The sequence below is a fragment of the Arthrobacter sp. MDT2-34-1 genome (assembly GCF_059091365.1).
In genome coordinates, this window is record NZ_JBNHGO010000001.1 from 919,770 (window position 1) to 946,456 (window position 26,687).

Annotated in this window: 21 protein-coding genes; 8 read left to right on the forward strand and 13 right to left on the reverse strand. The window is 68.0% G+C overall.

What is annotated here, in order from left to right:
- Positions 1 to 240: 240 nt before the first annotated feature.
- Positions 241 to 1,218, forward strand: a complete 978-nt coding sequence (locus AC5RVV_RS04220) for a helix-turn-helix transcriptional regulator (RefSeq protein ID WP_494000142.1) — start codon at positions 241 to 243, stop codon at positions 1,216 to 1,218.
- Between the two features lie 62 nt (positions 1,219 to 1,280).
- Here the strand turns inward: AC5RVV_RS04220 and AC5RVV_RS04225 are convergent, their stop codons facing one another.
- From AC5RVV_RS04225 to AC5RVV_RS04235, 3 genes are all read right to left on the reverse strand, one after another.
- The gene (locus AC5RVV_RS04225) at positions 1,281 to 2,069 is read right to left on the reverse strand and encodes an ABC transporter ATP-binding protein (RefSeq protein WP_494000143.1); all 789 of its coding nucleotides are present in this window, start codon (positions 2,067 to 2,069) and stop codon (positions 1,281 to 1,283) included.
- A gap of 1 nt (position 2,070) precedes the next feature.
- Positions 2,071 to 2,970, reverse strand: coding sequence for an ABC transporter permease (locus AC5RVV_RS04230; protein ID WP_493979031.1), 900 nt, complete (start codon positions 2,968 to 2,970; stop codon positions 2,071 to 2,073).
- 102 nt (positions 2,971 to 3,072) lie between these two features.
- Entirely contained in the window at positions 3,073 to 4,062 is a 990-nt protein-coding gene (locus AC5RVV_RS04235; protein WP_494001277.1) for an ABC transporter substrate-binding protein, read from the reverse strand.
- 370 nt (positions 4,063 to 4,432) lie between these two features.
- Between AC5RVV_RS04235 and hrpA the strand changes: the two genes are divergently transcribed.
- Complete coding sequence (hrpA, locus tag AC5RVV_RS04240) at positions 4,433 to 8,422, forward strand: ATP-dependent RNA helicase HrpA (protein ID WP_494000144.1); 3,990 nt, start codon at positions 4,433 to 4,435, stop codon at positions 8,420 to 8,422.
- Positions 8,423 to 8,432: 10 nt separating this feature from the next.
- On the opposite strand, the gene AC5RVV_RS04245 is transcribed toward hrpA, so the two are convergent.
- The 4 genes from AC5RVV_RS04245 to AC5RVV_RS04260 all read right to left on the reverse strand — a co-directional run bounded on the left by AC5RVV_RS04245 (position 8,433) and on the right by AC5RVV_RS04260 (position 11,897).
- Positions 8,433 to 8,861 carry an HIT family protein gene (locus AC5RVV_RS04245; RefSeq protein ID WP_494000145.1) on the reverse strand — a complete coding sequence of 143 codons (429 nt, stop codon included), beginning with the start codon at positions 8,859 to 8,861 and terminating at the stop codon, positions 8,433 to 8,435.
- Between the two features lie 163 nt (positions 8,862 to 9,024).
- A complete protein-coding gene (locus tag AC5RVV_RS04250) occupies positions 9,025 to 10,185 on the reverse strand; it encodes an NAD(P)-dependent alcohol dehydrogenase (protein ID WP_494000146.1) in 1,161 nt (386 codons plus the stop codon).
- Positions 10,186 to 10,294: 109 nt separating this feature from the next.
- Entirely contained in the window at positions 10,295 to 11,128 is an 834-nt protein-coding gene (locus AC5RVV_RS04255; protein WP_494000147.1) for a sulfurtransferase, read from the reverse strand.
- 109 nt (positions 11,129 to 11,237) lie between these two features.
- The gene (locus tag AC5RVV_RS04260) at positions 11,238 to 11,897 is read right to left on the reverse strand and encodes an MBL fold metallo-hydrolase (RefSeq protein ID WP_494000148.1); all 660 of its coding nucleotides are present in this window, start codon (positions 11,895 to 11,897) and stop codon (positions 11,238 to 11,240) included.
- Positions 11,898 to 12,041: 144 nt separating this feature from the next.
- Between AC5RVV_RS04260 and AC5RVV_RS04265 the strand changes: the two genes are divergently transcribed.
- Positions 12,042 to 12,485, forward strand: coding sequence for a Fur family transcriptional regulator (locus AC5RVV_RS04265; RefSeq protein ID WP_494000149.1), 444 nt, complete (start codon positions 12,042 to 12,044; stop codon positions 12,483 to 12,485).
- A 46-nt stretch (positions 12,486 to 12,531) separates the two neighbouring features.
- Here AC5RVV_RS04265 and AC5RVV_RS04270 read toward each other — a convergent pair whose 3' ends face one another.
- From AC5RVV_RS04270 to guaB1, 6 genes are all read right to left on the reverse strand, one after another.
- A complete protein-coding gene (locus AC5RVV_RS04270) occupies positions 12,532 to 13,425 on the reverse strand; it encodes a metal ABC transporter permease (protein ID WP_493979038.1) in 894 nt (297 codons plus the stop codon).
- Positions 13,426 to 13,427: 2 nt separating this feature from the next.
- A complete protein-coding gene (locus AC5RVV_RS04275; RefSeq protein WP_494000150.1) occupies positions 13,428 to 14,222 on the reverse strand; it encodes a metal ABC transporter ATP-binding protein in 795 nt (264 codons plus the stop codon).
- Between the two features lie 112 nt (positions 14,223 to 14,334).
- Positions 14,335 to 15,318, reverse strand: a complete 984-nt coding sequence (locus AC5RVV_RS04280; RefSeq protein WP_494000151.1) for a metal ABC transporter solute-binding protein, Zn/Mn family — start codon at positions 15,316 to 15,318, stop codon at positions 14,335 to 14,337.
- A 381-nt stretch (positions 15,319 to 15,699) separates the two neighbouring features.
- Positions 15,700 to 16,749 carry a hemolysin family protein gene (locus AC5RVV_RS04285; RefSeq protein WP_494000152.1) on the reverse strand — a complete coding sequence of 350 codons (1,050 nt, stop codon included), beginning with the start codon at positions 16,747 to 16,749 and terminating at the stop codon, positions 15,700 to 15,702.
- Between the two features lie 8 nt (positions 16,750 to 16,757).
- On the reverse strand, positions 16,758 to 18,101 hold the full coding sequence (locus tag AC5RVV_RS04290) for a hemolysin family protein (protein WP_494000153.1): 1,344 nt from the start codon (positions 18,099 to 18,101) through the stop codon (positions 16,758 to 16,760).
- A 331-nt stretch (positions 18,102 to 18,432) separates the two neighbouring features.
- Positions 18,433 to 19,887 (reverse strand): GMP reductase, encoded by a 1,455-nt coding sequence (gene guaB1 / locus AC5RVV_RS04295; protein ID WP_494000154.1) that lies wholly within the window; start codon positions 19,885 to 19,887, stop codon positions 18,433 to 18,435.
- Positions 19,888 to 20,286: 399 nt separating this feature from the next.
- Between guaB1 and AC5RVV_RS04300 the strand changes: the two genes are divergently transcribed.
- From AC5RVV_RS04300 to AC5RVV_RS04320, 5 genes are all read left to right on the forward strand, one after another.
- On the forward strand, positions 20,287 to 24,096 hold the full coding sequence (locus AC5RVV_RS04300) for a multifunctional oxoglutarate decarboxylase/oxoglutarate dehydrogenase thiamine pyrophosphate-binding subunit/dihydrolipoyllysine-residue succinyltransferase subunit (RefSeq protein WP_494000155.1): 3,810 nt from the start codon (positions 20,287 to 20,289) through the stop codon (positions 24,094 to 24,096).
- A gap of 85 nt (positions 24,097 to 24,181) precedes the next feature.
- On the forward strand, positions 24,182 to 24,781 hold the full coding sequence (locus AC5RVV_RS04305) for a GDSL-type esterase/lipase family protein (protein WP_494000156.1): 600 nt from the start codon (positions 24,182 to 24,184) through the stop codon (positions 24,779 to 24,781).
- A gap of 197 nt (positions 24,782 to 24,978) precedes the next feature.
- Positions 24,979 to 25,803, forward strand: coding sequence for a DUF4097 family beta strand repeat-containing protein (locus tag AC5RVV_RS04310; RefSeq protein WP_494000157.1), 825 nt, complete (start codon positions 24,979 to 24,981; stop codon positions 25,801 to 25,803).
- The gene (locus AC5RVV_RS04315; RefSeq protein WP_494000158.1) at positions 25,803 to 26,399 is read left to right on the forward strand and encodes a PadR family transcriptional regulator; all 597 of its coding nucleotides are present in this window, start codon (positions 25,803 to 25,805) and stop codon (positions 26,397 to 26,399) included. The genes AC5RVV_RS04310 and AC5RVV_RS04315 overlap by 1 nt, the downstream gene beginning before the upstream one ends.
- A gap of 90 nt (positions 26,400 to 26,489) precedes the next feature.
- Positions 26,490 to 26,564 carry a 50S ribosomal protein bL37 gene (locus AC5RVV_RS04320; protein ID WP_369299106.1) on the forward strand — a complete coding sequence of 25 codons (75 nt, stop codon included), beginning with the start codon at positions 26,490 to 26,492 and terminating at the stop codon, positions 26,562 to 26,564.
- The last annotated feature ends 123 nt before the right edge of the window (positions 26,565 to 26,687 follow it).

The window sequence follows — 26,687 nt, forward strand, 5'->3', positions numbered from 1 at the left end:
TCCTCCCAACGGCGGCTCCCCGCCTGGGGAGCCCGGGAGTCCATCATGCCGGGCGGCCGGCTGTTTGCCCATAGCCGGGACGCACCCCCTTCGACGGGTCAGGTTGCCGACGCCGGGCCCCCTGCATCGCGGACCGTTCCTGTCCTGAATCGGGACTAGAGTGGCCCTGTTGCCGGAACGACCGGCACCCGCGCGTGCTGCACGATTCGGCACGCTCCGGCTGCTGAAGTCAGGTGGGCCATGCTCGAAACATCCGCGCGGCTGCTGCAGTTGCTCTCCCTGCTTCAGATGCGCCGGGAGTGGACCGGGTCCGCCCTGGCCGAGCGGATGGGTGTCACCGAACGGACGGTGCGCCGCGACATCGGCAAACTCCGCAGCCTCGGGTATCCCATCAATGCGTCCCCCGGCGTGGCCGGCGGCTACCAGCTGGGCGCGGGCGCGCAGCTTCCGCCGCTGCTGCTCGACGACGACGAAGCCCTCGCCGTCGCGCTGGGTCTTGGGGCGGTGACCGCCAGCCCGGTGGCCGGCGTCGGCGAGGCGTCGCTCCGGGCGCTGACCAAGCTGGAGCAGGTGCTGCCGGCGCGGCTCCGGCCCAAGTTTTCCACGCTGAAGAACGCCGTGGTCACCCTGGCCGGCCCCACCGCGGCCGTTGACCCCGAGGTGCTGACCGGGATCTCCACCGCCATCGCCGAACGGCGCGTGGTCGGCTTCCGCTACGCCAAGGCGGACGGCGAGTCCGGCCGCCGCCTGGCCGAACCTTACCGGCTGGTGGACACCGGCCGGCGCTGGTACCTAGTGGCCTACGATACCGGCCGGCAGGACTGGCGCACCTTCCGGGTGGACCGGTTCGAGTCGGTTCCCACGACGCGTGAACGCTTTGCCCCGCGGAAGTTGCCGCAGCCGGACCTGGCCGCCTACGTCCAGCAGTCGATCACCAGGTCCCCGTACCGGTTCGACGTGGTGGTCCGGATCGACGCTCCCCTGCAGGCCGTCGCCGAGCGGATCCCGCCGAACATCGCCGTCCTGTCCGACGACGGCGGGGCCACCGTGCTGCGCGCCGGTTACGATTCGCTGGACTACCCCCTGGTCGAGCTGGCCGCCACCGGCTTTGCGTTCGAGATCCTGGAGCCGGCGGAATTCCGGCAGCGCGCCGCGGAGCTCGCGGGCCGGCTGGCTGCCGCGGCCGGCACGGGAACGGCGGCCGCCCCTACCGCCTAGGTGGGACAGCCGCCGTCGTACGTCGACCCGGTCCGATGCCGGTGGCTCCTGCAGCGCGGACGCTACTGGAGCATGGTGCGGTCGTCGACCACACCCTTGATCTTCTCGAACTCATGCAGCAGGTCCGGCACGGTGGCCTTCTGCTTCTGTTCCTGGTTTAGGTCCAGGATGATCCGGCCCTCGTGCATCATGATCAGCCGGGTGCCCAGCCGGAGCGCCTGCTCCATATTGTGGGTCACCATCAGCGTGGTCAGGCGGTGCCGGTCCACCACCTCGGCGGTCAGGCGGCTGACCAGCTCCGCACGCTGCGGGTCGAGGGCGGCGGTATGCTCGTCCAGCAGCAGGATTTTCGGGCTGCTGAACGTGGCCATCAGCAGCGACAGCGCCTGCCGCTGGCCGCCCGAGAGCAGGCCGACCTTGGCCTTGAGCCGGTTCTCCAGCCCGAGCTCCAACGAACGCAGCTCTTCCTTGAAGAATTCGCGCTTCCTGCGGGTCACGCCGGGGCGCAATCCGCGGCGCTTACCGCGTTCGTAGGCGATGGCCAGGTTCTGTTCGATGGTCATCTCCGGTGACGTTCCCGCCATCGGGTCCTGGAAGACGCGGCCGACGAAGCGGGCACGCTGGTGGTCGGCGAGCCTGGTGACGTCGTTGCCGTCGATGCTCACCGTGCCGACGTCGGGGCGCAGCTTGCCGGAGGTGATGTTCAGGATGGTCGATTTGCCGGCACCGTTGCTGCCGATCACCGTGACGAATTCGCCGGCGGCCAGGGACAGGTTGATCTCCTGCAGGGCGACGCGCTCGTTGACGGTGCCCGCGAAGAAGGTCTTGTGAACGTTCTTGATATCCAGCATGTCAGCCCTTCGCTCCCGTCAGGGACTTCTTCATCTTTCCGAGCCCGCCGACGCGGCGAAAGACCTTCCACTGCGGCAGCACCAGCGCGATGACCACCAGCACGGCCGAGACCAGCTTCATGTCGTTCGGCTGCAGGCCGGCCTGGAGGGCCAGCTGGATGACCACGCGGTACAGTACGGAACCGAGCACCACGGCCAGGGTGGCGATCCAGATCAGGCGGGTTCCGAAGATCGCCTGGCCGATGATCACCGAGGCCAGGCCGGCCAGGATCAGGCCGATGCCCATGCCGATGTCGGCGAACCCCTGGTACTGGGCGATGAACGCGCCGCAGACGGCCACGAGCCCGTTGGACAGGGCGAGGCCCAGGATCTTCTGGTTGTCCGTGCTGACGCCGAAACTGCGGATCATCTGTTCGTTGTCGCCGGTCGCCTGCATGGCCAGTCCGATGTCGGTGTGCAGGAACCAGTCCATGATCACCTTCACCACCAGCGCGACCAGCAGGAAGATGGCGATAGCGCCGATGCCGCCGAGCATCCCCGACTCGCGCAGCGGGGTGATCAGGGTTTCTTCGCGCAACAGCGGCAGGTTGGCCCGGCCCATGATGCGCAGGTTGATGGAATAGAGGGCGATCATTGTCAGGATGCCGGCCAGCAGGCCGTTGATCTTGCCCTTGGTGTGCAGCAGGCCGGTGACGGTGCCGGCAGCCATGCCGGCGATGAAGGCCAGGATGGTGGCCATGACCGGCGGCATGCCGTTGATGATGCTGATGGCGGCGACTCCGGCGCCGGTGGTGAAACTGCCGTCGACCGTCAGGTCGGGAAAATCGAGGATGCGGAAGGTCAGGTAGACCCCCAGGGCCATGATCGCGTAGATCAGCCCAAGCTCAACCGCGGTAATCATAGGTAGTAGACCTTGGTTCTCTCGTGGCGTCGATCCGGCGGCCGGGCTGGCCGGCCGCCGGAGGGACTGCGGACTTCTTCGGCTCGAGCTGGGAGTTCGGGCTTACTCGAAGACGTGGTCGGCCGTGTCGGCGTAGCCGTCCGGCAGGGTCACACCCATGCGCTTGGCGGCGGCCGGGTTGACGTAGAGTTCCAGCTCGGTCTGGGTCTCCACCGGCATGGAGGCCGGTTCAGCCTCGCCCTTGAGGATCTTCACGGCCATCTCGCCGGTCTGGTAGCCCAGCTTTTCGTAGTTGATGCCGTAGGTGGCCACCGTGCCGCGCTTCACCGAGTCGCCCTCGGCGGCAATCGTCAGGATCTTCTTGGATTCGGCCACCTGGATCAGGGACTCGAGGGCGGACACCACGTTGTTGTCGGTAGGCACGTAGAACGCGTCGACGTCGAGCGACTCGGCGGCCTGCTGGACTTCACCGGAGTTGGAGATTGCTGCTTCCTTGATCTCCAGGCCCAGTTCCTTGGCCGCTTCCTTGGCCCATTCCACCTGCACGGTGGAGTTGACCTCGCCCGAGGAGTAGACGATGCCCACGGACTTCGCGTCCGGGTTCAGCTCCTTGACCAGGGCCAGCTGCTCCTCGACCGGGTTGCGGTCCGAGGTACCGCTGACGTTCGATCCCGGAGCGTCCATGCTTTCCACCAGCGAGGCGGACTCCGGGTCGGTGACCGCGGTGAACAGGATCGGGGTGTCGACGATGGCCTGCACGGCCGCCTGTGCGGTGGGCGTCGCGATGGCCAGGATGAGGTCCTTCTGGTCGCTGGCGAACTTGCCGGCGATGGAGGTCGCGGTGCCCTGGTCGCCCTGCGCGTTCTGCTCGTCGTAGGTCACGGTCTCGCCCTCGACGTAGCCGTTGTCGGCCAGCGCCTTCTTGAACCCTTCGCGGGCCGCGTCCAGGGACGGATGCGAGACGATCTGGCTGATGCCGATCTCCACCGATTCGGTGGAGCCTTCGGCGGCATTGCCCTCGGAGGATCCCGCGTTGCCGCACGCGGAAACAAGCAGGGCGGTGGCCAGCAGGCCTGACCCCAGGCCGAACATGGTCGAACGTTTCTTCACGATGTTCCTTTCAAATGTCCGTCACGTGCCGGATAGCCCGGCACTTTTCCGCCTTGCCGCCCCTCCCCGGCGCGGCTGAAGCGGTCCGCCACACGCGGCGTCGTCATCGGCGCCGGCGGTTATGGCAGGCAACCCTGCGGAAGCGTCCTGAAGATCTTACCTGTGAACCGAGTCACATTGTCTAATCAGAACCGCGGGGTCAGGACAACCATATGAGATACGTCTCCCCCGCCGGACAAATTGCATCCGTTTGTCGCCGGATAGTTATTTATGTCCACGGACGCACGCCGGGCCGTGCGCGCTGTGCGGACGGTCCGGGTCAGCGGGCCCAGCGACTAGACTGTGGTCAATCATGGCTGTGAACATCACGTATCCCGCGGCCCTGCCGGTTTCGGAGCGGCGCGAGGACATCATGGCGGCCATCGCCGCGAACCAGGTGACCGTCATCGCCGGCGAAACCGGCTCCGGCAAGACAACGCAAATCCCGAAGATGTGCCTGGAGCTGGGCCTGGGCGAGAAGGGGCTGATCGGCCACACCCAGCCCCGGCGGCTGGCCGCCCGGACCGTGGCCGAACGCATCGCCGAGGAACTGGACGTGAAGATCGGCCAGGAGGTCGGCTTCCAGGTCCGCTTCACCGGCGAGGTCGGCCGGGATACCCGGATCAAGCTGATGACGGACGGCATCCTGTTGGCCGAAATCCAGCACGACAAACTCCTGAAAAAGTACAGCACAATCATCATCGACGAGGCCCACGAACGCAGCCTCAACATCGATTTCATCCTGGGCTATCTCAAGCAGATCCTGCCCAAGCGTCCGGACCTGAAGGTCATCATCACCTCCGCGACGATCGACCCGGACCGCTTTGCCCGGCACTTCGGCAGCGACGACGCACCGGCGCCGGTGATCGAGGTTTCCGGCCGGACCTACCCGGTGGAAATCCGCTACCGCCCGCTGAACCAGCCGGCGGCCACCGATCCCGACAACCCGGACGTGGACGAGCTGGAGGAAGACCGCGACCCGCTTGACGCCGTCTGTCACGCAGTGGACGAGCTGTCCCTGGAGGCTCCCGGCGACATCCTGGTCTTCTTCTCCGGCGAGCGCGAGATCCGCGATGCCGCCGACGCCCTCACGGCCAGGATCAAGACCAACCGCCGGCTGGCCGGCACCCAGATCCTGCCGCTGTACGCCCGGCTGTCGCTGGCGGAACAGCACCGGGTCTTCTCCCCCGGCGGCCAGCGCAGGATCGTGCTGGCCACCAACGTGGCCGAGACGTCGCTGACGGTTCCGGGCATCAAGTACGTCATCGACACCGGCACCGCGCGCATCTCCCGCTACTCGCACCGGACCAAGGTCCAGCGGCTGCCGATCGAGCGCATCTCGCAGGCCTCGGCCAACCAGCGCTCGGGCCGCTGCGGGCGCGTGAGCGACGGCATCGCCATCCGGCTCTACTCCGAAGAGGACTACGGGTCGCGGCCCGAGTTTACCGACCCCGAGATCCTGCGCACCAACCTGGCCGCGGTCATCCTGCAGATGACCGCGATGGGCGTGGCCCGCGGTCCCAAGGACATCGAAGCCTTCCCGTTCGTGGAGCCGCCCGAGTCCCGTGCCATCAACGACGGCGTCACCCTCCTGCGCGAACTCGGCGCCCTGCCCGAGCCCGGCGCCAAGGGAGGGCCCGCGCCGAAGTCGGGCCTCACGGCCGTCGGGCGCAAACTGGCGCAACTGCCGGTGGACCCGCGCCTGGGCCGCATGATCGTGGAAGCCGGCCAGCGCGGCTGCGTGCGCGAGGTGATGGTCCTGGCGGCGGCGCTGACCATCCAGGACCCCCGGGAACGGTCCCATGGGGACAATGCGGCCAAGCAGCAGCAGGCCAACGAGAAGCACAAGCGCTTCGTGGACGAGAAGTCCGACTTCACCGGCATCCTGAATTTGTGGCGCTATCTGCAGGAGCGGCAGCAGGAGCTCTCCTCCACCCAGTTCCGCAAACTGTGCCGCACGGAATTCATCAACTACCTGCGGGTCCGGGAGTGGCAGGACCTGTTCGCGCAGCTGCGCCAGTTGGCCAAGCCGCTGGGCATCTCGCTGGAGTCGGGACACGAGGTCGACCCCGTGGGCAGGCACGATGACATCCACAAGTCCCTGCTCGCCGGGTTGCTGAGCCACATCGGCGTGTACGAGGAGCGCAAGCGCGAATATGCCGGCGCGCGAGGCACCCGGTTCGCCATCTTCCCCGGATCGGCGCTGTTCAAGAAGTCGCCGGACTGGGTGATGGCCGCCGAGCTCGTGGAAACCTCACGGCTGTGGGCCAGGGTAGCGGCGAAATTCGATCCCGCCTGGGCCGAAGAGATTGCCCCGCAGCTGTGCAAACGCACGTATTCGGAGCCGCACTGGTCCAAGAAGATGGGCTCCGTGATGGCCTACGAGAAGGTCACCCTCTACGGGGTGCCGATCGTCCCGCAGCGCCGCATTCAATACGGCAGGATCGACCGGGAACTCAGCCGCGAGCTGTTCATCCGCCATGCCCTGGTGGAGGGCGACTGGCGCACGCACCACAAGTTCTTCCACCGCAACCGCAAGCTGCTGGCCGAGGTCGAGGAACTGGAGACGCGGATGCGCCGCCGCGACCTGCGCGTGGACGACGAAACGCTGTTCGAGTTCTACGACAAACGGATCGGCCCCGAGGTGGTCTCCGAACGGCACTTCGACAAGTGGTGGAAGGATGCGCGGGCGGAGAATCCCACGCTGCTGGATTTCGATCCGGATGCCGTGCTGGCCGCCGACGCCGAGGAACTCGACACCTCGGCGTTCCCGAAGACCTGGCGGCAGGGGACCTTCGAGCTCCCGCTGAGTTATGAATTCTCGCCCGTGGCACCGGGGGCAACCCCGGATCCGTCGGACGGCGTAACGGTGCACGTGCCGGTGTTGTTCCTCAACCAGCTGGACGCGGCTCCGTTCCGCTGGCAGATCCCGGGCCTGCGGGTGGAGCTGGTGACCGCGCTGATCAAGTCGTTGCCCAAGCAGATCCGGAAGAACTTCGTTCCCGCCCCGGACGTTGCCCGGAGCGCGGCGGCGGCCCTGGCTGCGGACTTCGATCCGGCCGAAGATGACCTGGAGCCGTCGCTGGAGCTGGTCCTGCGCCGGCTGAAGGGACACATTATCCCGCCCGGCTCATGGAACTGGGAGACCGTTCCGCCGCACCTGCGCATGACATTCCGCGTGCTCGACGGCACCGGCAAGGTGCTGGGCGAGCACAAGGACCTGGACCGGCTGCAGCAGGAACTCGCGCCGGCGAACCGCCGGGCCATCGCCGAGTCGCTGGGAGCGACCCCGAAGACCGCGCAGCCGTCGCCGGCGGGTCAACGCCGCGGCGCCACCGGCAAGAAGCGCGGCGGCGGCCAGGGCGCCGCCCCGGGCACAGCCCCCGTTGCCGGGACACCGGCGTCGGGGACTGCCGCACATGCCGCCGCGGGCCTGCAGGAACGCAGCGGCCTGACCGCCTGGCCGGACGGTGATCTCCCCCGCGAGGTCAGGCGCGAGGTGGCCGGGCACACCGTGACCGGCTATCCGGCGCTGGTGGACGAAGACGGCACCGTCGGTGTGCGCGTCTACCAGACTCCTTCCGGCCAGCAGGCGGCGATGCGCTCGGGCATCATCCGGCTGCTGGTGCTGCGGGTGTCCTCGCCGCAGCGGTACGTGCTGGACCACCTGAACAACACGGAGAAGCTGACGTTCACGCAGAACCCCCACGGTTCGGTGGCGTCGCTGATCGACGACTGCACGCAGGCCGCGGTGGACAAGCTGGTGCCGGCCGAGCTGCCCTTCACCCGGGCCGGCTTCGACGCGCTGTACGAGCAGGTCCGCGCGGAACTGATCGATACCGTCTTCACCGTGACCGCCATCGTGGAGAAGATCCTCTCCAGCACCCGGCGGATCCAGAAGGAGCTGAAGTCCAACGCCAGCCTGGCCCTGATCAGTCCGCTCTCCGACATCAAGAGCCAGCTGGAGCAGCTGGTCTATCCCGGGTTCGTGGCGGCCACGGGTTATGCGCAGCTCAGCCAGCTGCCGCGCTACCTCGAGGGGATTGAGCGCCGGCTGCAAAAACTGCCGACCGCCGTGGGCCGGGACGTGCAGCACATGGCAGTGGTGCAGCGGCTCGAAGACGAGTACGACGACGCGAGGGCGGCGCTGAAGCCCGGCAACCTGGACGGCTCGGGGCTGGACAGGGTTCGCTGGATGCTGGAAGAACTGCGGATCAGCTTCTTCGCGCAGGAACTCGGCACCGCGTATTCGGTGTCCGAAAAGCGCGTCCGAACGGCCCTGAACGAGGCCCTCGCCGGCTGAGGCATGCGCGTCAGTCGGCGGGGACGACGTCCCCGTGTCCGGCCTCGCGCAGCGCCGCCCGGAGGCGCTTGGCTGACTCATCCATCACGGCCGGGTCCGGGTCCTGCTGCGCCCTCTTGAAGTCGAACTCGGCCTCCGAGTTGGAGGGCCAGACGTGCAGGTGCAGGTGGTTCACCTCGAAGCCGGCGATGATCAGGCCGGCCCGGGCGGCGCCAAAGGCTTCCACCTGGGCCTTGCCGATGGTCTGGGCGACCGCCGTGAGTTTCTGCAGCAGGTCGGCCGGGGCGTCGGTCCAGCGATCCACTTCCTGCCGCGGCACCACCAGCGTGTGCCCGTCCGCGAGCGGGCCGATGCTCAGGAACGCCACCACGTCGTCGTCCTTCCAGACGAAGCGGCCGGGGATGTCGCCGTCGATGATTTTGGTGAAGAGGGTGCTCATGTACGCAGTCCTTGTCGGTTGGGGTCACTCGGGGATCGGTAAGAGTCGGGCAGCTTCCAGCCGGGCTGATGGGGGTCCGGTCGGGTGACAGCGAAGGTTCGGCCGGCCCGGCTTCGGTGCAGGCAGGCCCAGACCGGTCGGTCGCCACGGTTTCGGCCCCTGCTCAACGGTTCAGCGATGCGATGTCCAGGACAAACCGGTAGGCAACATCCCCGGCCACCATGCGGTCATAGGCTTGGTCGAGGTCCGGTGCGCCCACCAGTTCGATGTCGGCCGTGATCCCGTGTTCGGCGCAAAAGTCCAGCATCTCCTGGGTCTCGGCGATGCCGCCGATCTTCGAGGCGCCGTAGGCGACTCGCTCGCGCATCAGCAGGTTGACCGGCACCGGAGGCATCGGCTCGGGCGGCACGCCCAGTTGGATCAGCGCACCGTCGCGGCGGATGGCCCGCAGGTACGGGGCCAGGTCGTGGGCCGCGGCCACGGTGTCGATGACCAAATCGACACTGCGGCGGGCGGCCGCGAGCGCCTCGGCGTCTCCGGTCACCACCACGTGGTCGGCGCCGAGCGCGCGGGCCGAATCGGCCTTGTCCGCAGAGCTCGTGAAGACGGTTACCGACGCTCCCATGGCCTTGGCCAGTTTGACCGCCATGTGTCCCAGCCCGCCGAGGCCCACCACGCCGACGGAGTCGCCGGCTTCGACGCCGAAGTAGCGCATGGGCGAGTAAGTGGTGATGCCGGCGCAGAGCAGGGGGGCCGCGGCGGCGGGGTCCAGTTCCGGGGGCACGCGCAGCACGAAGTTTTCATCGACGACGACGGACGTTGCGTACCCGCCCTGCGTCATCTCGCCGCCGTGGCGGCGGTCGCGGGCGCCGTAGGTGCCCACCGCACCCTTGTCGCAGTACTGTTCAAGTCCTTCCCCGCAGGCGGAGCAGTCGCCGCAGGAATCCACCATGCAGCCCACGCCCACCAGGTCGCCGACGGCATGCAGGGTGACGTCCTGGCCGATGGCCGTGACCCGCCCAACGATCTCGTGGCCGGGCACCAGCGGATACTCGATCTCGCGCCACTCGCCGCGGACCGTGTGGACATCCGAGTGGCAGAGGCCGCAGAAGGCAATGGCGATCTCCACGTCGTGCGGCCCGGCGGTGCGGCGTTCGATCTGCAGCGCAACCATTCCGGATCCGGGGCCAGTCACTCCGTAGGCCGCGGCCGTCCTCATGCTGCTCCTCGGTGTCTGCAGGTCGGCTGCCGCGAGGGCCTGCTGCTCTTGGTCAGGTGTAAGCGGTTTCCCCAGCGGCGGCGGTGCCGGACGGCCAAGTGTCATGGGCCTGACGCTACCGTTTGCTGCTTCGCCATGCCAGCACGGCACACCCTCTGTGACGCTTTCGGTGACGTGCTGCAGGGCGCGGGCACGGGGCTGACCAGGCGGCTGGTTACGGCGCGCTCCCCGTGGCTACCGGAAGCTGCGGATGTCCGCACCACTGTGACCAGGAGCCGGGGAAGAGCGCCGCATCCATGCCGGCCTCGGCCAACGCCGCGACCTGGTGGGCGGCGGTGATGCCCGAGCCGCAATAGACGGCCACCTTCCGTCCTTCCGCCCCCAGTTCCTTGAATCGTGCCGCGAGTTCCGCGGGCGGCAGGAAGCGACCGTCCGGGGCCAGGTTGGCCGTGGTCGGTGCGCTGACGGCGCCGGGGATGTGTCCGGCGCGGGGGTCCACCGGCTCGAACTCGCCGCGGTAACGTTCGGCGGCGCGGGCATCCAGCAACAGCGAGGTACCCGCGAAATCCAGCACGTCCTCGAGCTCAAGCCTGGGCATCCTGCCGCTGCCCAGTTCGACGTTGCCCAGGCACGCCAGCTCGTCGCCGCTGTCCAGTTCAAACCCCTCGTCCCGCCAGGCGGCGAGCCCGCCGTCGAGCAGGTAGACGGAGTCGAATCCGCCGTCTTTTAGCAGCCACCACACCCGGGCCGCGGCCATGCCGCCGTTGTCGTCGTAGGCCACCACGACGTCGTCGTTGTTGATGCCCCAATCGCGTGCGGCCTCGCGGAAGGCCTCCGGCTCCGGCAGCGGGTGGCGTCCGCCCTTCGGCGACGGCGCCGACGCAAGCTGCGACGGCAGGTCAACGTAGACGGCGCCGGGAATGTGGGCCTGGCGGTAGTGGCTGTGGCCGGCGTCGTCGCCCAGTTTCCAGCGAACATCGAGCAGTACGGTGCGCTGTCCGGAGATCATCCGTTCACGCAGTGTCTGCACGTCCATCAGAGTCCTCATGAGATCTCCTCCTGACTGCTGGCGGGCGTCGTTGCCCGCAGGTGTCCCGACAGTCCATCACAGCAGCGGGTATTGGGCCAAGCAGCCCCGCCCGTGCCGTCCCCGACGGTCAGGCCAGCTCCACGCTCTCCCCCGGCGACAGGTGCCGGTAACTGGTGCCGTAGTGGCCGCCAAAGAAGGTTACGTGCTTCTCCACCAACGACAGGCCGCGGTTGCTGAGCCCGGCGTCGTGGATCGGGTAGGCGTTCTCGGCGCGCATGGCGGTGACGAAGTCGATCACCTCGGCCGTCTTCGACCATGGCGCGTGGATGGGCACCAAAACGGTCCTGACGTCCAGTCCGTGCGGAACGATGAAGGAATCGCCCGGGTGGTACAGGCTGTCATTGATGACGTAGCCGATGTTGGCGACCACCGGGATGTGCGGATGAATCAGGGCGTGCTGGCCGCCGAAGGTGCGGATGCGGAACCCGGGCACCTCGAACTCCGTCTCCGGTTCGGCGGCATGGATCCGTCCCGCTGCCGCCGGGACCAGCGCCCGGAGGTCGGCGGCCACGGAGGCCGGGGCAAACAACTGCATGTCGTCCGCCGCCGCGAGCAGGCCCGGAACCCGGTCCTGGTCGATGTGGTCCGCATGCTCGTGGGTGACCAGGACGGCGGTAGCCCCATCGAGGGCCTGCTCCACTTCCGAGAAGTTACCGGGGTCGATCACCAGGACGTGTCCGTCCTGCTCAAGCCGTACGCACGCGTGGGTGTATTTTGTCAGCTTCATGGATCACACCCTAGCGGCGGGGCCGGCCGGTATGCCGGCAGTTCGGCCTGTGAGCGGGCCGGCGGGCCCCGCTGATCAGGCCTGCTGGTAGGCTGGGATGCACCCCACGGGTGCCAGTAACAACAGCGAGGAGCCGAAGCGGACATGTCCGTTCCTTCAGCGAAACCGCAGGCGCAGCGCCGCGGTTCGGAACAGCGGGTGACCCGCCAGCGGGTGGCCGTGGCTGCCGCCCTGGACAGCCTGGAGGACTTCGTCAGCACGCAGGAACTGCACCGCTTGCTGCAGGACCGCGGCGACTCGGTCTCGCTGGCCACCACGTACCGGATCCTGCAGGCCATGGCCGACGACGGCCAAGTGGACGTGATGCGCAGTGGCGAGGGCGAGGCCGTGTACCGGCGCTGCGCCGTCGAACATCACCACCACCACTTGCTCTGCCGCACCTGCGGCAAGACCGTGGAGATTGAGGCTCCGGCTGTGGAGCAATGGGCCGCCCGGATGGCGGCGGAGCACGGCTTCACACAGGTTGCACACACCGTGGAAATGTACGGGCTGTGCCCGGACTGCAGCGCCGCCCCCGCCAGCGCTTAACCGGCGGTCACCCGTACCGCGGCGACGGCACGGCCCCGGCCGGGGCTTAACCCGCGGTCACCCGTACCGCGGCGACGTCACGCCGCCCCACCTTGCCGCGCCGTTGCCGCCGCGCCCCGGCCAACCGGCAGACCACGTAGATCAGGAACGAAATCGTCGTCACGTAGGGGCTGATCGGCAGGCTGCCGCCCAGGGCCAGCAGGATGCCGCCCACTACGGCGGTCACCGCGAATACCACGCTCAGCAGCACGACCACGCGCGGCGAACTGCTTACCCGGAGCGCCGCGGCCGCCGGGGTAATGACCAGGGACAGCACCAGCAAGGCGCCGACCACCTGGATGGACAGCGCCACGGCCAGTCCCAGCAGGAACATGAACACGATCGCGAGGGCACCCACCGGCACGCCGCGGGCCTCGGCCAGGTCCGGATCGGCGCTGGCGAAGGCCAGCGGACGCCAGATGGCCACAAGCCCGAGCACCACCACGGCCGAACCCGCGGTCAGAAGGTTCAGCTGCACGGTGTCCACGGACACGATCTGCCCGGTCAGCAGGCCGAACTTGTTCGCCGAGCGGCCCTCGTAGAGTGAGAGGAACAGGATCCCCAGGCCCAGCCCGAAGGACATGATCACGCCCGTGATCGAGTTCCGGTCCCGGGCCCGCATCCCCAGCATGCCCAGGACGACGGCGGCGATCACCGAGCCCACCAGCGAGCCGAACACCACGTTCGCGCCGATCAGCAGTGCGAATGCCGCCCCGGCGAAGGACAGCTCGGCGATGCCGTGCACGGCAAAGGCCAAGTCCCGCATCATCACGAACACGCCGATCAGGCCGCCGACCAGGCCCAGGACGGCGCCGGCAATCAGCGAGTTGCGCACCAGCGGGAGCAGGTCGCCGTAGTCGTTGAAGTTGAAGACCGCATTCAGCAGTTCCGATGCATCCATGCCTACACCACCTCGCCGTGGTGGTGGGTGGTCGCGTCGGGAAGCCCCACCACGATGATCCGGCCCCGGTTGTGGATGACCTCGACGTGGCTGTTGTACATGTGCGACAGCACCTCGGTGGTCATCACTTCTTTCGGCGTGCCAACCCGGAACTGGCCGCCGGCCAGGTAGAGCACCCGGTCCACATAGTCGATGATCGGGTTGATTTCGTGCGTGACGAAGACGACCGCGCTGTTCCTTTCATGGCATTGCCTGTTGATCATGGAGCTCACGGCCTGCTGGTGGTGCAGGTCCAGCGAGAGCAAAGGCTCGTCGCAGAGCAGCACCTGGGGGTCGGAGGCCAGCGCTTGGGCCGCCCGCAGACGCTGTTGCTCGCCGCCGGACAGCTGCCCGACCGGGGCCTCCGCGTAACCGGAGGCGCCCACCATCTCCAGCAGTTCGTCCACCCGCCGGCGATGCCTGCGGCCGTTCAGCCGAATGCCCCACCGGTGCCCGTCCAGACCCAGGCCCACCAGATCGCGCGCACGCAGCGGGGTCTCCGGAGCGAAGGTCTTTTGTTGGGGAATATAGCCGATGTCCCGGCTGCCGCGTTCCAGCGGCCGTCCGTTGACCTCGGCCGTCCCACTGCTCAGCGGCTGCAGGCCAAGCAATACGCGCAGGAAACTCGTCTTGCCGGAGCCGTTGGGACCCAGCACCGCGAAGAACTCGCCCGGGTTGATGGTCAGGTCGAGGTCATGCCACAGCACGCGCTGGCCGAAGGACAGCGAGGCGCCCTGCAAGCGGACGGCGGGGGTCATGGCAGTCTTCCTTGAAGCTTCCGTGCCGCGCGGTGCGCACCGGGGATGTGGGGGCACTTGCGGCGTCCGGCTTGGACTGACTCAGTTAACCACGGCGCGGCGTTCTGTCCGGTCACGCGCCCAGCGCCTGGTCCACGGATTCCAGGTTCTCCGCCATCCAGGTCAGGTAGTCCTGGTCAGGCGGCAGCGTCTCGGTGAAGTTGAGGACGTCAATGCCCGCTTTTTCCGCCAATTTGCGCAAGCCTTGGGTCTGCGGGCCTTCGGTCTGTTCGTTATAGGCGACAAACCGTACCGATCCCTCGGTGATCAACGCCTCGGCCTCCCTCAGGGCTGCCGGCGCGGCGTCGCTGCCTTCCTCGGCCGCCTCCATGAAGCTTGCCGGGGTCTTGTTCTCGAGTCCCAGCGCATCGAAGAAGTGCAACGGCACCGGATCGGTGGCCGCGACGGCTTCCCCGCTCGCCGTGGCGGCGAGTTCGTCCATGTCGCTCTGGAGGCCGTCAATTCCGGCGCGGAACTGCTCGGCATTGGCCCGGAACGTTTCGGCCTGCTCCGGGTCAAGGGCCGAGAGCTTCTCCGCGATGGCATCTGCAATCGCGGCCATGGTGGGCAGGTCGTACCAAACGTGTTCATTAAGGCCGCCGTGGCTGTGGTCCGCGTGGCCGCCGTCCTCCGTGTGCCCCGCGTCGGCGCCCTCGGTGTGCCCCGCGTCGGCGCCTTCTGCACCGGACAGCGGCGACAGCTCCACCGCAGTGATGAGGTACTCGTGGTCGACGCCGGTCTCGTCCGCCAGCGTGTGCATGAAGGTGTCATAGCCCCCACCGTTTTCCAGCAGCAGGTCGGCCTGGGAGATCGCAAGTTTGTCCCGCGCCGTTGCCTCATAGGAGTGTGGATCCTGGGCCATCCGGTCGATGATCGAGGTGACCTCGACGTGCTCGCCGCCGATGGTTTGGGCGACATCACCGTAGACATTGGTGGAAGCGACCACGCTCAGCTTGCCGTCACCCTCGGTCTCTCCCCCTGCAGCGGCGCAGCCGGACAGCAGCAGGGCGGCGGCGGCCAGCCCGGCCAGTGCAGGAACGGTTCGTGAGTGCCTCACGGGCAAACCTCGGTTCTACTCATAATGAGAATCAGTAACAATAAGAGTTTTCAGCTTAGCGCAGTTGCGAATCGTTCGCATTCGCCCTGGCGGGCGCGGCCAGTGGGAGGCGCACTGTCCGGGGCGCACAGGCAAGCGCGGCAGGCCGGGCAGCCCCGGGCAGACTCGCCCGGCCAGGAGAAGGCCTCCGGCGCGCGCGGCGGACGCGCCCCGGCGCGGGACTGGCGGTGCGGCACGGAGCGGCCGCGCCCGGCGCCGGACTTGGGGGTGCGCACGGGGCGGCCGCGCCCGCCCCGGGACTGGCGCGCGGCGCGTGGGCTGACCCGGCCCGGGACCGGCGCGTGGCGCGGGGCGGTCCTGCCGCCCCGCGCCACGCGAGGGCTATTCGCCGGTCCGGCGCAGTCCCTGGGCTTGCGTTTCGTCGCGGATCTCGCCCACCAGCACTTCCAGCACGTCCTCGAGGAACAGCACGCCGTGCGTGGTGCCGTCGGACCCCAGCACGCGGGCAAGGTGCGATCCGGTGCGCTGCATGACGGCGAGCGCGTCCTCGATTTCGTCATCAAGCGCCAGGTTGGCCAGGGTGCGGACCTTGGTGACCGGAATCGTCTTGTTGAGCCGGTCCTCCGGGATGGTCATCACGTCTTTGAGGTGCAGGTACCCGGTGAGGTTGTCGTTGGCATCGGCCACGGCAAACCGGGAGAACCCGGTCCGCCCCACCGCGCGCTCGAACTGCTCCGGCGTGGTGTCGACGCCGATGGTCACCAGTTCATCAAGCGGCACCATCACGGCGGCGGCGGTCACGGCCGAGAACTCCAGCGAACTGGAAATCAGTCCGGCGTCGTCGTCGACCAGCCCGTGCCTGGTGGATTCCTGCACAATGGACTGGACTTCCTCCAGCGTAAAGGTGGAAGAGACCTCGTCCTTCGGCTCGATCCGCACGGCCCGCAGCAAGTGGTTCGCGGTCCAGTTCAGGGTGGAGATCACCGGCCGCACCACCTTGGAGACCGCCACCAGCGGCGGCGCCAGCAGCAGCGCAGCCTTGTCTGCCATGGACACGGACATGTTCTTCGGCACCATTTCGCCGAAGGTCACGTGCAGGAACGTCACCAGCAGCAGCGCCACGGCGAACGAAATGCCGTAGGAGATCTCGTGCGGAATGCCCAGCCAGCCCTCCAGCGGCAGCAACAGCAGTTCCTTGATCGCCGGCTCGGCCACGTTCAGGATCAGCAGCGAACACACGGTGATGCCGAGCTGCGCGCAGGCCAGCATCAGGGAGACGTGCTCCATGGCCCAGAGCGTGGTCTTGGCGCGCTTGGAGCCGCTGTCGGCCAGCGGCTCGATCTGGCTGCGGCGGGCGGACATGACGGCGAATTCGGCGCCGACGAAGAACGCGTTGGCGAGCAGCAGCACTACCAGCCAGAAAATTCCCATGGCGGCCATCAGAGCGCACCGCCCGCGGTGCCGGCCTCAGGCAGCACCGCACCGGTTGCCGGACTCGGGATGAAACGGACGCGGTCCACCCGCCGTCCGTCCAGCCGCTCGACTTCCAGCGTGCCGCCCTCCACGGCCACGGTGTCCCCCACCACCGCAATCCTGCCCAGCTGCGCCATGATGAAGCCGCCGACCGTTTCGTAGCTGGCCCCGTCGGGCACGGTCAGCTGCGGGATTTGCTCGCTGACCTCGTCCGGACGCATCAGGCCGGGGAAATACCAGTTTCCGGCGGCGCTCTGCAGCACGCCGGGCTTCACCCGGTCGTGCTCGTCGGCGACTTCGCCCACGATCTCTTCCACCAGGTCCTCCAGCGTGACCACGCCGGCGGTGCCGCCGTACTCGTCGAGCACCACGGCGAACTGTAGGTTTGCAGCCCTCAGCTCCGACAGCAGCGAATCCAGGTGCACCGTCTCGGGCACCCGCAGCACGTCGGCCATGATGGCGCCCACGGGCAGGTGCGGACGCTTCTTGCGCGGCACCCCGATCGCCTTCTTGATGTGCGCGACGCCGCGGACGTCGTCCGGGGAATCGCCGAGCACCGGGAACCGGGAGTAGCCGGTGCGGCGGGCCGCGGCGATGAGGTCGGCAACGGTCTGGTCTGCGTCGATGAACTCCACCCGGATGCGCGGCGTCATCACGTCGGCCGCGGTCCTGCCGGAGAAAGACAAGGTCTTGGCGAGGAAGTTCGCGGTCCCGGCATCCAGGGTGCCCATTTCCGCGGAGCGGCGTACCAGCGATGCCAGCTCGGAGGGCGTGCGGGCGCCGGACAGCTCTTCTTTGGCCTCCAGCCCGAACAGGTGCAGCACCTTGTTGGCGAAGCCGTTGAGCAGCAGCACGAACGGCTTAAACACCGCGGTGAAGATCAGTTGCGGCCGGGCCACCAACTTGCCGACCGCCATGGGCAAGGCGATGGACGCGTTCTTCGGCACGAGTTCGCCCAGCAGCATGGACAGGAGGGTGGCGATCACCATGGCGATCACCGCGCCCACCGGCTGGATGACGGCCTCGGCCAGGCCCAGCGCGGTCAGCGGCGGACGCAGCAGCGAACTGATGGCCGGTTCCATCAGGAAACCGGTCAGCAGCGTGGTGAGGGTGATGCCGAGCTGGCAGCTGGAGAGTTGGGTGGAGAGGGACTTCAGGCATTTCATCAGCGGCACTGCACCGCGGTCGCCGTTGTCGATGGCGCGCTGCACGGTGGGCTGGTCAAGGGCCACCAGGGCGAATTCCACGGCGACAAAAAAGCCGGTGCCGAGGATCAGCAGCATGCCGGCGGTGATTTGGATCCATTCCATTTAGTGCGCCACCGCCCCAAACTTCAGGCGGTCGGAGGGAATCGGAGGGGGGTCGTCCGAGCCCGGACTAGGAGGCTCCTGACCGGCCGCGCGGGCGGCAAGTGTGTGACGGGCGCGTGCACGGGATTTGCCGGTGCTGGGTGACGCCTCGCACGCGGTGCCCTGTTGGGCTGCCTGTGCTCCCGCGGTCCGGCATGCTGCCTGCCCTGCGGGGTGCGTCACGGACCGGCTCCTAGAATAGCTGTCCATTATGGGCAATAGCGTAGCAGGCGGGGTTACGCCGGGGGCAGTCCCAGGCGGCCGTTCTGCCGCCGGCGTACCGGCGGCAGTCCTACCAGCTCTCCGGCAGCGGACGGCCTTCCTCGTAACCGGCGGCCGACTGCACGCCCACGATGGCGCGTTCGCGGAACTGCACCAGGTTCTGTGCGCCGGCGTAGGTCAGCGAGCTGCGCAGGCCGGCGGTGATCCCGTCCAGCAGGTCCTCGACGCCGGGGCGCAGCGGGTCCAGGTACATCTTGGAGGACGAAATGCCTTCTTCGAAGAGCGCCTTGCGGGCCCGCTCAAAGGCGTCCTCCCGCCGGGTCCGGTTTTGGACGGCGCGGGCCGACGCCATGCCAAAGCTTTCCTTGTACTTGCGGCCGTTGCTGTCCGTGAGCAGGTCTCCCGGGCTTTCGTGCGTTCCGGCGAACCAGGAACCGATCATCACCTGGCTGGCCCCGGCCGCCAGCGCCAGGGCGACATCCCGCGGATAGCGGACCCCGCCGTCGGCCCACACGTGGGCGCCGAGCTCCCGGGCCGCCTCCGCGCATTCCTGCACGGCGGAGAACTGCGGCCGGCCCACGGCCGTCATCATGCGGGTGGTGCACATGGCGCCGGGTCCCACGCCGACCTTGACGATGTCCGCGCCGGCTTCGACCAGGTCGCGCACGCCGTCGGCGCTGACCACGTTGCCGGCGACCACCGGAACCTGCGGGTCCAGGCTGCGGACCGCTTCGAGGGCGTCGAACATCTTGCGCTGGTGCCCGTGGGCTGTATCAACCACCAGGACGTCCACCCCGGCCTGCAGCAGCGCCTCGGCCTTGGCGCGGACGTCGCCATTGATCCCGACGGCGGCGGCTACCTTCAGGCGGCCCTGCGGATCCAGCGTGGGGGTGTAGATGGTCGAGCGGAGCGCGCCGGCACGGGTGAGCGCGCCGACCAGCACGCCGTCGTCGTCCACGACCGGCGCAAAGGACGCCGAGGCCGAGTCGAACAGGTCGAAGGCCTGCCGCAGCGCGGTGTCCGCCCCGGCGTCGAACATGGAGGCATCCAGCAGCAGCGGGTGGGCCGCCATCACCGACTCCAGCGACGAGTAGCGGTCCACGCCCTCACAGTCCTCGGCGCGCACCACGCCCACGCACTTGCCGGCGTCGTCCACCACCGCAACCGCGCCGTGCGCGCGTTTGTCCATCAGGTGCACGGCATCGATCACGGTGTTGCCCGCGGTCAGCTCCAACGGCGTTTCGAAAACGATGTGGCGGTCCTTGATCCACCCGGTGACCTCTGACAGCACGTTCAGCGGGACGTCCTGCGGCAGCACGGCCAGCCCGCCGCGCCGCGCCATCGTCTCCGCCATGCGGCGGCCGCTGACGGCGGTCATGTTCGCCACGACCAGGGGAATGGTGCTCCCGGTGCCGTCGCCGGCTGACAGGTCCACATCCAGCCTCGACGTGATATCCGAGCGCGACGGCACCAGGAAAACGTCCGAATAGGTCAAGTCGGTCATCGGCTCGTTGATCAGGCGCATGGCTGCTCTCTTTCCTCGTCGCCGTGCAGGCCGGGGCGGCCAGGTGGCGCGGCGGCCGGTCGGGTAGGTGTGGCTGCGGGCCAGGGGTCCGGATCCGTTGTGTCCGCGCGCTGCCGGGGCCGCGCACGGAGGGCGGCCCGGCCGCCTGCATACTTCCCGGCTCCCCTGAAAGTCTAGGGCCGCCGGGCCGCGGGACGAATCGGCACGAAGTTCCCCCGCTTAAACGCTAAAGATTAGCCTGCGTTGGGAAAGTGTCATTAGACTGGCAACTGGTCCAGATCTAGTGCGCGGCAGATGCGCACTCGCAATTCCGCTGCTGGCCGGCAGGTTCGGAAGGCAGCCAAGGGAAGCGCGTGATCTGCAGGGCAAGCGGCAATTCACGGAAGAGGCGTATCACAAGTGCCAGAGCATCCCAACCTTCGTCTACCCGAGGAATTCGGCGGTAACGAATGGCTCGTTGACGAAATCTACGAGCAGTACCTCCAAGACAAGAATTCCGTGGACAAGAAATGGTGGAGCATCTTCGAGGCGGCCAACGGCGGCGACGGCAGCCCGAAAGACACTGCAGCTTCCCCGGCGGGCGCCCCCGCGCCTTCCCGCCCCGCCGCGGCTAACACCGCACCCCAGGCCTCGGGCGAGAGCACGGCCACGGAGCAGGCCGGAACCAAGCCGATTCCCGCCGACAATGAGCCGGCCCCCAACACCTCCACCAACAGCTCCGCCGCCCCCGCCAAGCCGGCGGCGAAGGCCGAGCCGGCCGAGAAGGCCGAGGCGAAGCCTGCCCCGATCCCCGCCCAGTTGCCCAAATCCGCGCCCAGCGCACTGGCCGAAGAAGACACCGTCTCCGTGCTGCGCGGCCCGGCCAAGGCCATTGCCACCAACATGGACGCCAGCCTGAGCGTGCCGACCGCGACGACGGTGCGCGCGGTTCCCGCCAAGCTGCTGATCGACAACCGCCTGGTGATCAATTCCAACCTGGCCCGCGCCCGCGGCGGCAAGGTCTCCTTCACCCACCTCATCGGCTACGCCGTGGTCAAGGCGCTGGGCCAGTTCCCCAGCCAAAACGTCCACTACGCCGAGATCGACGGCAAGCCCGCCGCTGTCCAGCCGGCCCACGTCAACTTCGGCATCGCGATCGACATGCCCAAGCCGGACGGAACCCGCCTGCTGGTGGTGCCGAACATCAAGCGCGCCGAAACCATGAACTTCTCCGAGTTCTGGCACACCTACGAGGACCTGATCAAGCGGGCCCGCGCCGGGAAGCTCACCGCCGACGACTACGCCGGCACCACGGTTTCGCTGACCAACCCGGGCGGCATCGGCACGGTGCACTCCGTCCCCCGGCTGTCCAAGGGCCAGGCCACCATCGTGGGCGTCGGTGCCCTCGAGTACCCCGCCGAGTTCCGCGGCGCCAGCGAACGGACGATCGCCGCGCAGGGCGTCGGCAAGATCATCACGCTCACCTCCACCTACGACCACCGGGTCATCCAGGGCGCCGGCTCGGGCGAGTTCCTGCGCCTGATCGAATCGCTGTTGCTGGGCGAACAGGGCTTCTACGACGAGATCTTCGAAGCGCTGCGCATCCCGTACGAGCCGGTCCGCTGGCGCCCGGACAACCAGGTGGACGTCGACCTGCAGGTCAACAAGGTGGCCCGCATCCAGCAACTGGTGCACGCCTACCGCGTCCGCGGCCACCTGATGGCGGACACCAACCCGCTGGAGTACGTCCAGCGCAAGCACCCGGACCTGGACATCAACACGTACGGTCTGACCCTCTGGGACCTGGACCGCGAATGGGTCACCGGCGGATTCGGCGGCAAGGACCGCCTGAAGCTGCGCGACATCCTGGGCGTGCTGCGTGATGCCTACTGCCGCACCACCGGCATCGAATACATGCACATCCAGAACCCGGCCGAGCGGGAGTGGTTCCAGAACGAACTGGAGCGCGAGTACGCCAAGCCCAGCCGCGAGGAGCAGTTGCGCATCCTGGGCAAGCTCAACGCGGCCGAGGCGTTCGAGACCTTCCTGCAGACCAAGTTCGTGGGCCAGAAACGCTTCTCGCTGGAAGGCGGGGAATCCCTGATCCCGCTGCTTGATGCCGTGATCTCCGACGCCGCCGACGACGGCCTGGACGAAGTGGCCATCGGCATGGCCCACCGCGGCCGGCTGAACGTGCTCACCAACATCGCCGGCAAGACTTACGCACAGGTCTTCCGCGAGTTCGAGGGCACCCAGGACCCGCGCAGCGTCCAAGGCTCCGGCGACGTGAAGTACCACCTGGGCACGGAAGGGAAGTTCACCTCCGACAACGGCAACGAGACCAAGGTCTACCTTGCCGCCAACCCTTCCCATCTGGAGGCCGTCGACCCGGTGCTCGAGGGCATTGCCCGCGCCAAGCAGGACCGGCTGGACAAGGGCGACGAGTTCCCGGTGCTGCCGATCATCATCCACGGAGACGCGGCCTTCGCCGGCCAGGGCGTAGTGGCAGAGACCTTGAACCTGTCGCAGCTGCGCGGCTACCGCACCGGCGGCACCGTGCACATCGTGGTCAATAACCAGGTCGGCTTCACCACGTCGCCGCACGCCTCGCGGTCCTCGGTGTACTCCACCGACGTGGCCAAGATGATCCAGGCGCCGGTCTTCCACGTGAACGGCGACGACCCCGAGGCCGTGGTCCGCGTGGGGCAGCTGGCCTACGAGTACCGCCAGCGCTTCCACAAGGACGTCGTCATCGACATGGTCTGCTACCGCCGCCGCGGACACAACGAGGGCGACGATCCCTCGATGACGCAGCCGATGATGTACAACCTCATCGAAGCCAAGCGCTCCACCCGCAAGCTGTACACGGAGGCCCTGGTGGGCCGCGGCGACATCACCCAGGACGAAGCCGACCAGGCCCTGCGCGACTACCAGGAACGGCTGGAGCGGGTCTTCGCCGAGACGCATGCGGCGCAGACCTCGCCGATCCCGGTCATCACCAAGGACTCCGCCGCCGTGTCCGACCTGGAGCGCCCGCTCTCCCAGCAGACCGAGGACAGGGCCGATGTGCCCGCCGGCACCGCCGTGTCCGCCGAGATGATGGCCCGGATCGGCAAGGCGCACGTGGAAGTACCGGAGGGCTTCTCCGTCCACCCGAAACTGAAGGCGCTGCTGGAGCGCCGCGAGCAGATGTCCCGCGAGGGCAACATCGACTGGGGCTTCGGCGAACTCGCGGCCTTCGGCTCGCTGCTGATGGAAGGGGTGCCGGTACGCCTTGCCGGCCAGGACTCCCGCCGCGGCACCTTCGTGCAGCGGCACGCGGTCTTCCACGACCGCGTCACCGGCGAAGAGTGGGCGCCGCTGAGCCACCTGTCCGACGACCAGGCCAAGCTGTGGATCTACGATTCGCTGCTGTCCGAGTACGCGGCCATGGGCTTCGAATACGGCTACTCGGTCGAGCGCCCGGACGCACTGGTGCTGTGGGAGGCCCAGTTCGGCGACTTCGTCAACGGTGCCCAGACGGTGATCGACGAGTTCCTCTCCTCGGCAGAGCAGAAGTGGGGCCAGCGGTCGTCGCTGGTGCTGCTGCTGCCGCACGGCTATGAAGGCCAGGGTCCGGACCACTCGTCGGCCCGGATCGAGCGGTTCCTGCAGATGTGCGCCGAGGACAACATGATCGTGGCCAACCCGACCACCCCGGCCTCGCACTTCCACCTGCTGCGCCGGCAGGCCTACAACCGTCCGCGCAAGCCGTTGATCATCTTCACCCCGAAGCAGCTGCTGCGGCTGAAGGCTGCCGCGGCCAAGGTGGAGGACTTCACCAGCGGCACGTTCCAGCCGGTCATCGGGGACGTTCAGGACCTCAACGGCCGGGATGTCGACCGTGTGGTGCTGGTCTCCGGCCGGCTCTACTACGACCTGCTGGCCGCGCGCCAGAAGAACTCCGACACCAAGACGGCGCTCGTCCGGGTGGAACAGCTCTACCCGCTGCCGGTTGACGAGATCAAGGCGGAACTCGCCAAGTACCCGAACGCGGAAATCGTCTGGGCACAGGACGAACCGGCCAACCAGGGCCCGTGGCCCTTCATGGGCCTGTACCTGCCCGACGCCCTGGACCGTCAGCTGCGCCTGGTTTCCCGCCCGGCCTCCGCTGCCACCTCCACCGGCTCGGCCAAGCGCCACGCCGCGGAGCAGGATGTCCTGGTCAAGAAGGCCTTTGAACGCCGCTAAGTAAGATGGCGGGCGGGGTGCCGCAGGGCGCCCCGCCCACTTTCGTTTAAGCCCGCTTCCCATCCGTCGAACCAGAAAGCTACCCGTGGAGCAACGCAGAATCAGGATCGCCGCCGTGGGTGATCAACTGCTGGCCGGTGTGGGCGACCCGCGCGCCCTCGGCTGGCTCGGCCGCACCTTGGCCCGGACCAACCCGGACCCAGCCACCCTGGAATCCTTCGTGCTGGCCTCGCCCAACGAAGGAACGGAGGAACTGGCCGGCCGCTGGCTGCAGGAAGCCGGACGGCGTTTCGATGACGGCTTCGAAAACCGGCTCGTCATCGGGCTGTCCGGCCGCGATCTCGAGCTCGGATTGTCCACTGCTCGCAGCCGGCTCAACCTGGCGAACATCCTCGACGGAGCGGCGCAGCTGAGCGTCAAGGTCTTCGTCGTCGGCCCGCCGCCGGGACTGGACCCGGACCGCAACATCCAACTGGCCGAGCTGTCCACCGCCTTCGGCGATGTCACCACCCGGCGCAAGCACGTCTTCGTCGACACGTTCACGCCGCTGTTGAACCACGAGCAGTGGCGCACCGACCTGGCCAGCAACGGAGGGGCCCCCGGCCAAGCGGGCTACGGGCTGCTGGCCTGGCTGGTGCTGCACCGCGGGTGGTACCCGTGGCTGGACCTCCCCGAGCCTTTCTGAGCGGGCGCGCAGGACACGGGCGTGCCGTGCAGGCCCTGAACACCGCCTCGGCGGGACCGGAAAACGCTCCGGTCCCGCCGTTCCGCTTTAAGGACGCGGTTCCGGCCCTTGCGGTCGCGGCAGTCGCGATATACCGTGTCCTGCATCACAAGATATATCGCGTTTAGAGCGGTTTATCGCCAGAGGCAGGACAGGCCATGAACGATACGTGGAGCATCGACGGCCCCCGGACGATCGACGTCGACGATGTCCGTTCGCTGCGGGCATCCATCGTGAAGGGGCGGCTGGACATCATCGTCCATGAGGAGCCGACGGTCCGCGTGGAGGTCTCCGAGGTCGCCGGATCGCCCCTGGAGATGACCCTGCGCAACGGCACGCTGGAGATCAGCCACGGCAAGGCCGGCGACGGCCCGCTGGGTTTCCTCGCCCGCCGCGTCAACCTGGTGCTTCCCGGAGCCCGGGACGAAGCGGTGATCAGTATTGGCGTTCCCCGGGATCTGCCCATTAAGGCCGCCACTGTCAGTGGCGACGGCCTGGTGTGTGGCACCGCGGCCGGGGCGGATGTCAGCACGGTCACCGGGTCCATGATGGCGGACGACACGGCCGGCATGCTCACCGTCAATACGGTCAGCGGCGAAATCATCGTCCGCGAGCACAGCGGGAATCTGGTGGCCAAGAGCGTCTCCGGCGAAATCACCGCCTCGGGCTTCCTGGGCCATATCCGCGCCAGCACGGTCAGCGGCGACCTGGGTTTCGATTTGCACGGCGCCCCGGAGGACTTGGCCGTCAATTCCGTCTCCGGCGACGTTACCGTGCGCGTACCGGAGGAATGCGGGGTGGACGTGGCTGCTTCCTCGGCCACCGGCAGCATCACGGTGAACGACCAGAAGTTTTTCGGACTCTCCGAGAAGGTGAAAACCCGGATCGGGCCGGAAGGACCCGGGCTCACTATCCGCTCCACCACGGTTTCGGGCACCTTGGCGGTCTTCCACCGGGACAACGCCGGAAGCCAGGTCGGTTGATGACTCCGGTCTTCGCGCACGGCGCCTTGCGGCTCTACCTGCTCGCGCTGGTGGCGGAGGGCGACAAGCATGGTTATGACATCATCCGTGCCCTCAGCGACCGGTTCGGCGGCACCTACTCCCCCAGCGCGGGCACCGTCTACCCCAGGCTGGCCAAACTTGAGGAGGAAGGGCTGGTGATCACCTCCTCCGATGGCCGGCGCACGGTGTACAGCATCACCGACGCCGGGCGGGCGGAGCTGGCTGCCCGCCGGGAAGAGCTGGCCGGAGTCGAAGCCGACATCTCTGCCTCGGTGCGGCGGCTCGCGGACGAACTGCGGGAGGAACTGCGCAGTTCAATGAAGGGGCTGCGGGCCGACCTTGCCGCCTCGGCCGAGGCCGCCCGCACCAACGCCCGGAAGTCGCCGCGGGCGGCCGAGGCCGCCGGACAGCGCACGGTGAAGGAACTGGAACACCTGCTCAACGATTTCCGCGACGACGTGAGGGTGCACTTGCGCCGGCGGACCGCGGCCGGCACCGTGGACGAAGTCGCCGTGCAGACCATCAGGACCGTGCTGGAGCAGGCCAAGGCCTCCATCACGGCGGCCCTGCGCTGACCGCTCCGGGCCTTCCTCCGGTTAGGAGGTGGGGCAGGCATATGACAGACTGGTGCGCAGTTCTTTTTCGTCCAGCAAAGGAGGCAGCCCATGAGCAAGCGAGCACGCAAGCGCCGCGACCGTAAGCGCGGCGGCGCAAACCACGGCAAGCGCCCCAACACCTAAGCAGTCGCCAACAGCCCGCGCGGCTGAGGCTGCTGAGACAAGAACCCCCGCACCCGGTTTGGGCGGCGGGGGTTCTTTCGTTGTTCCCTGCGCGTTCCCTGCAGCCAGGACGCGGCAGGCCCG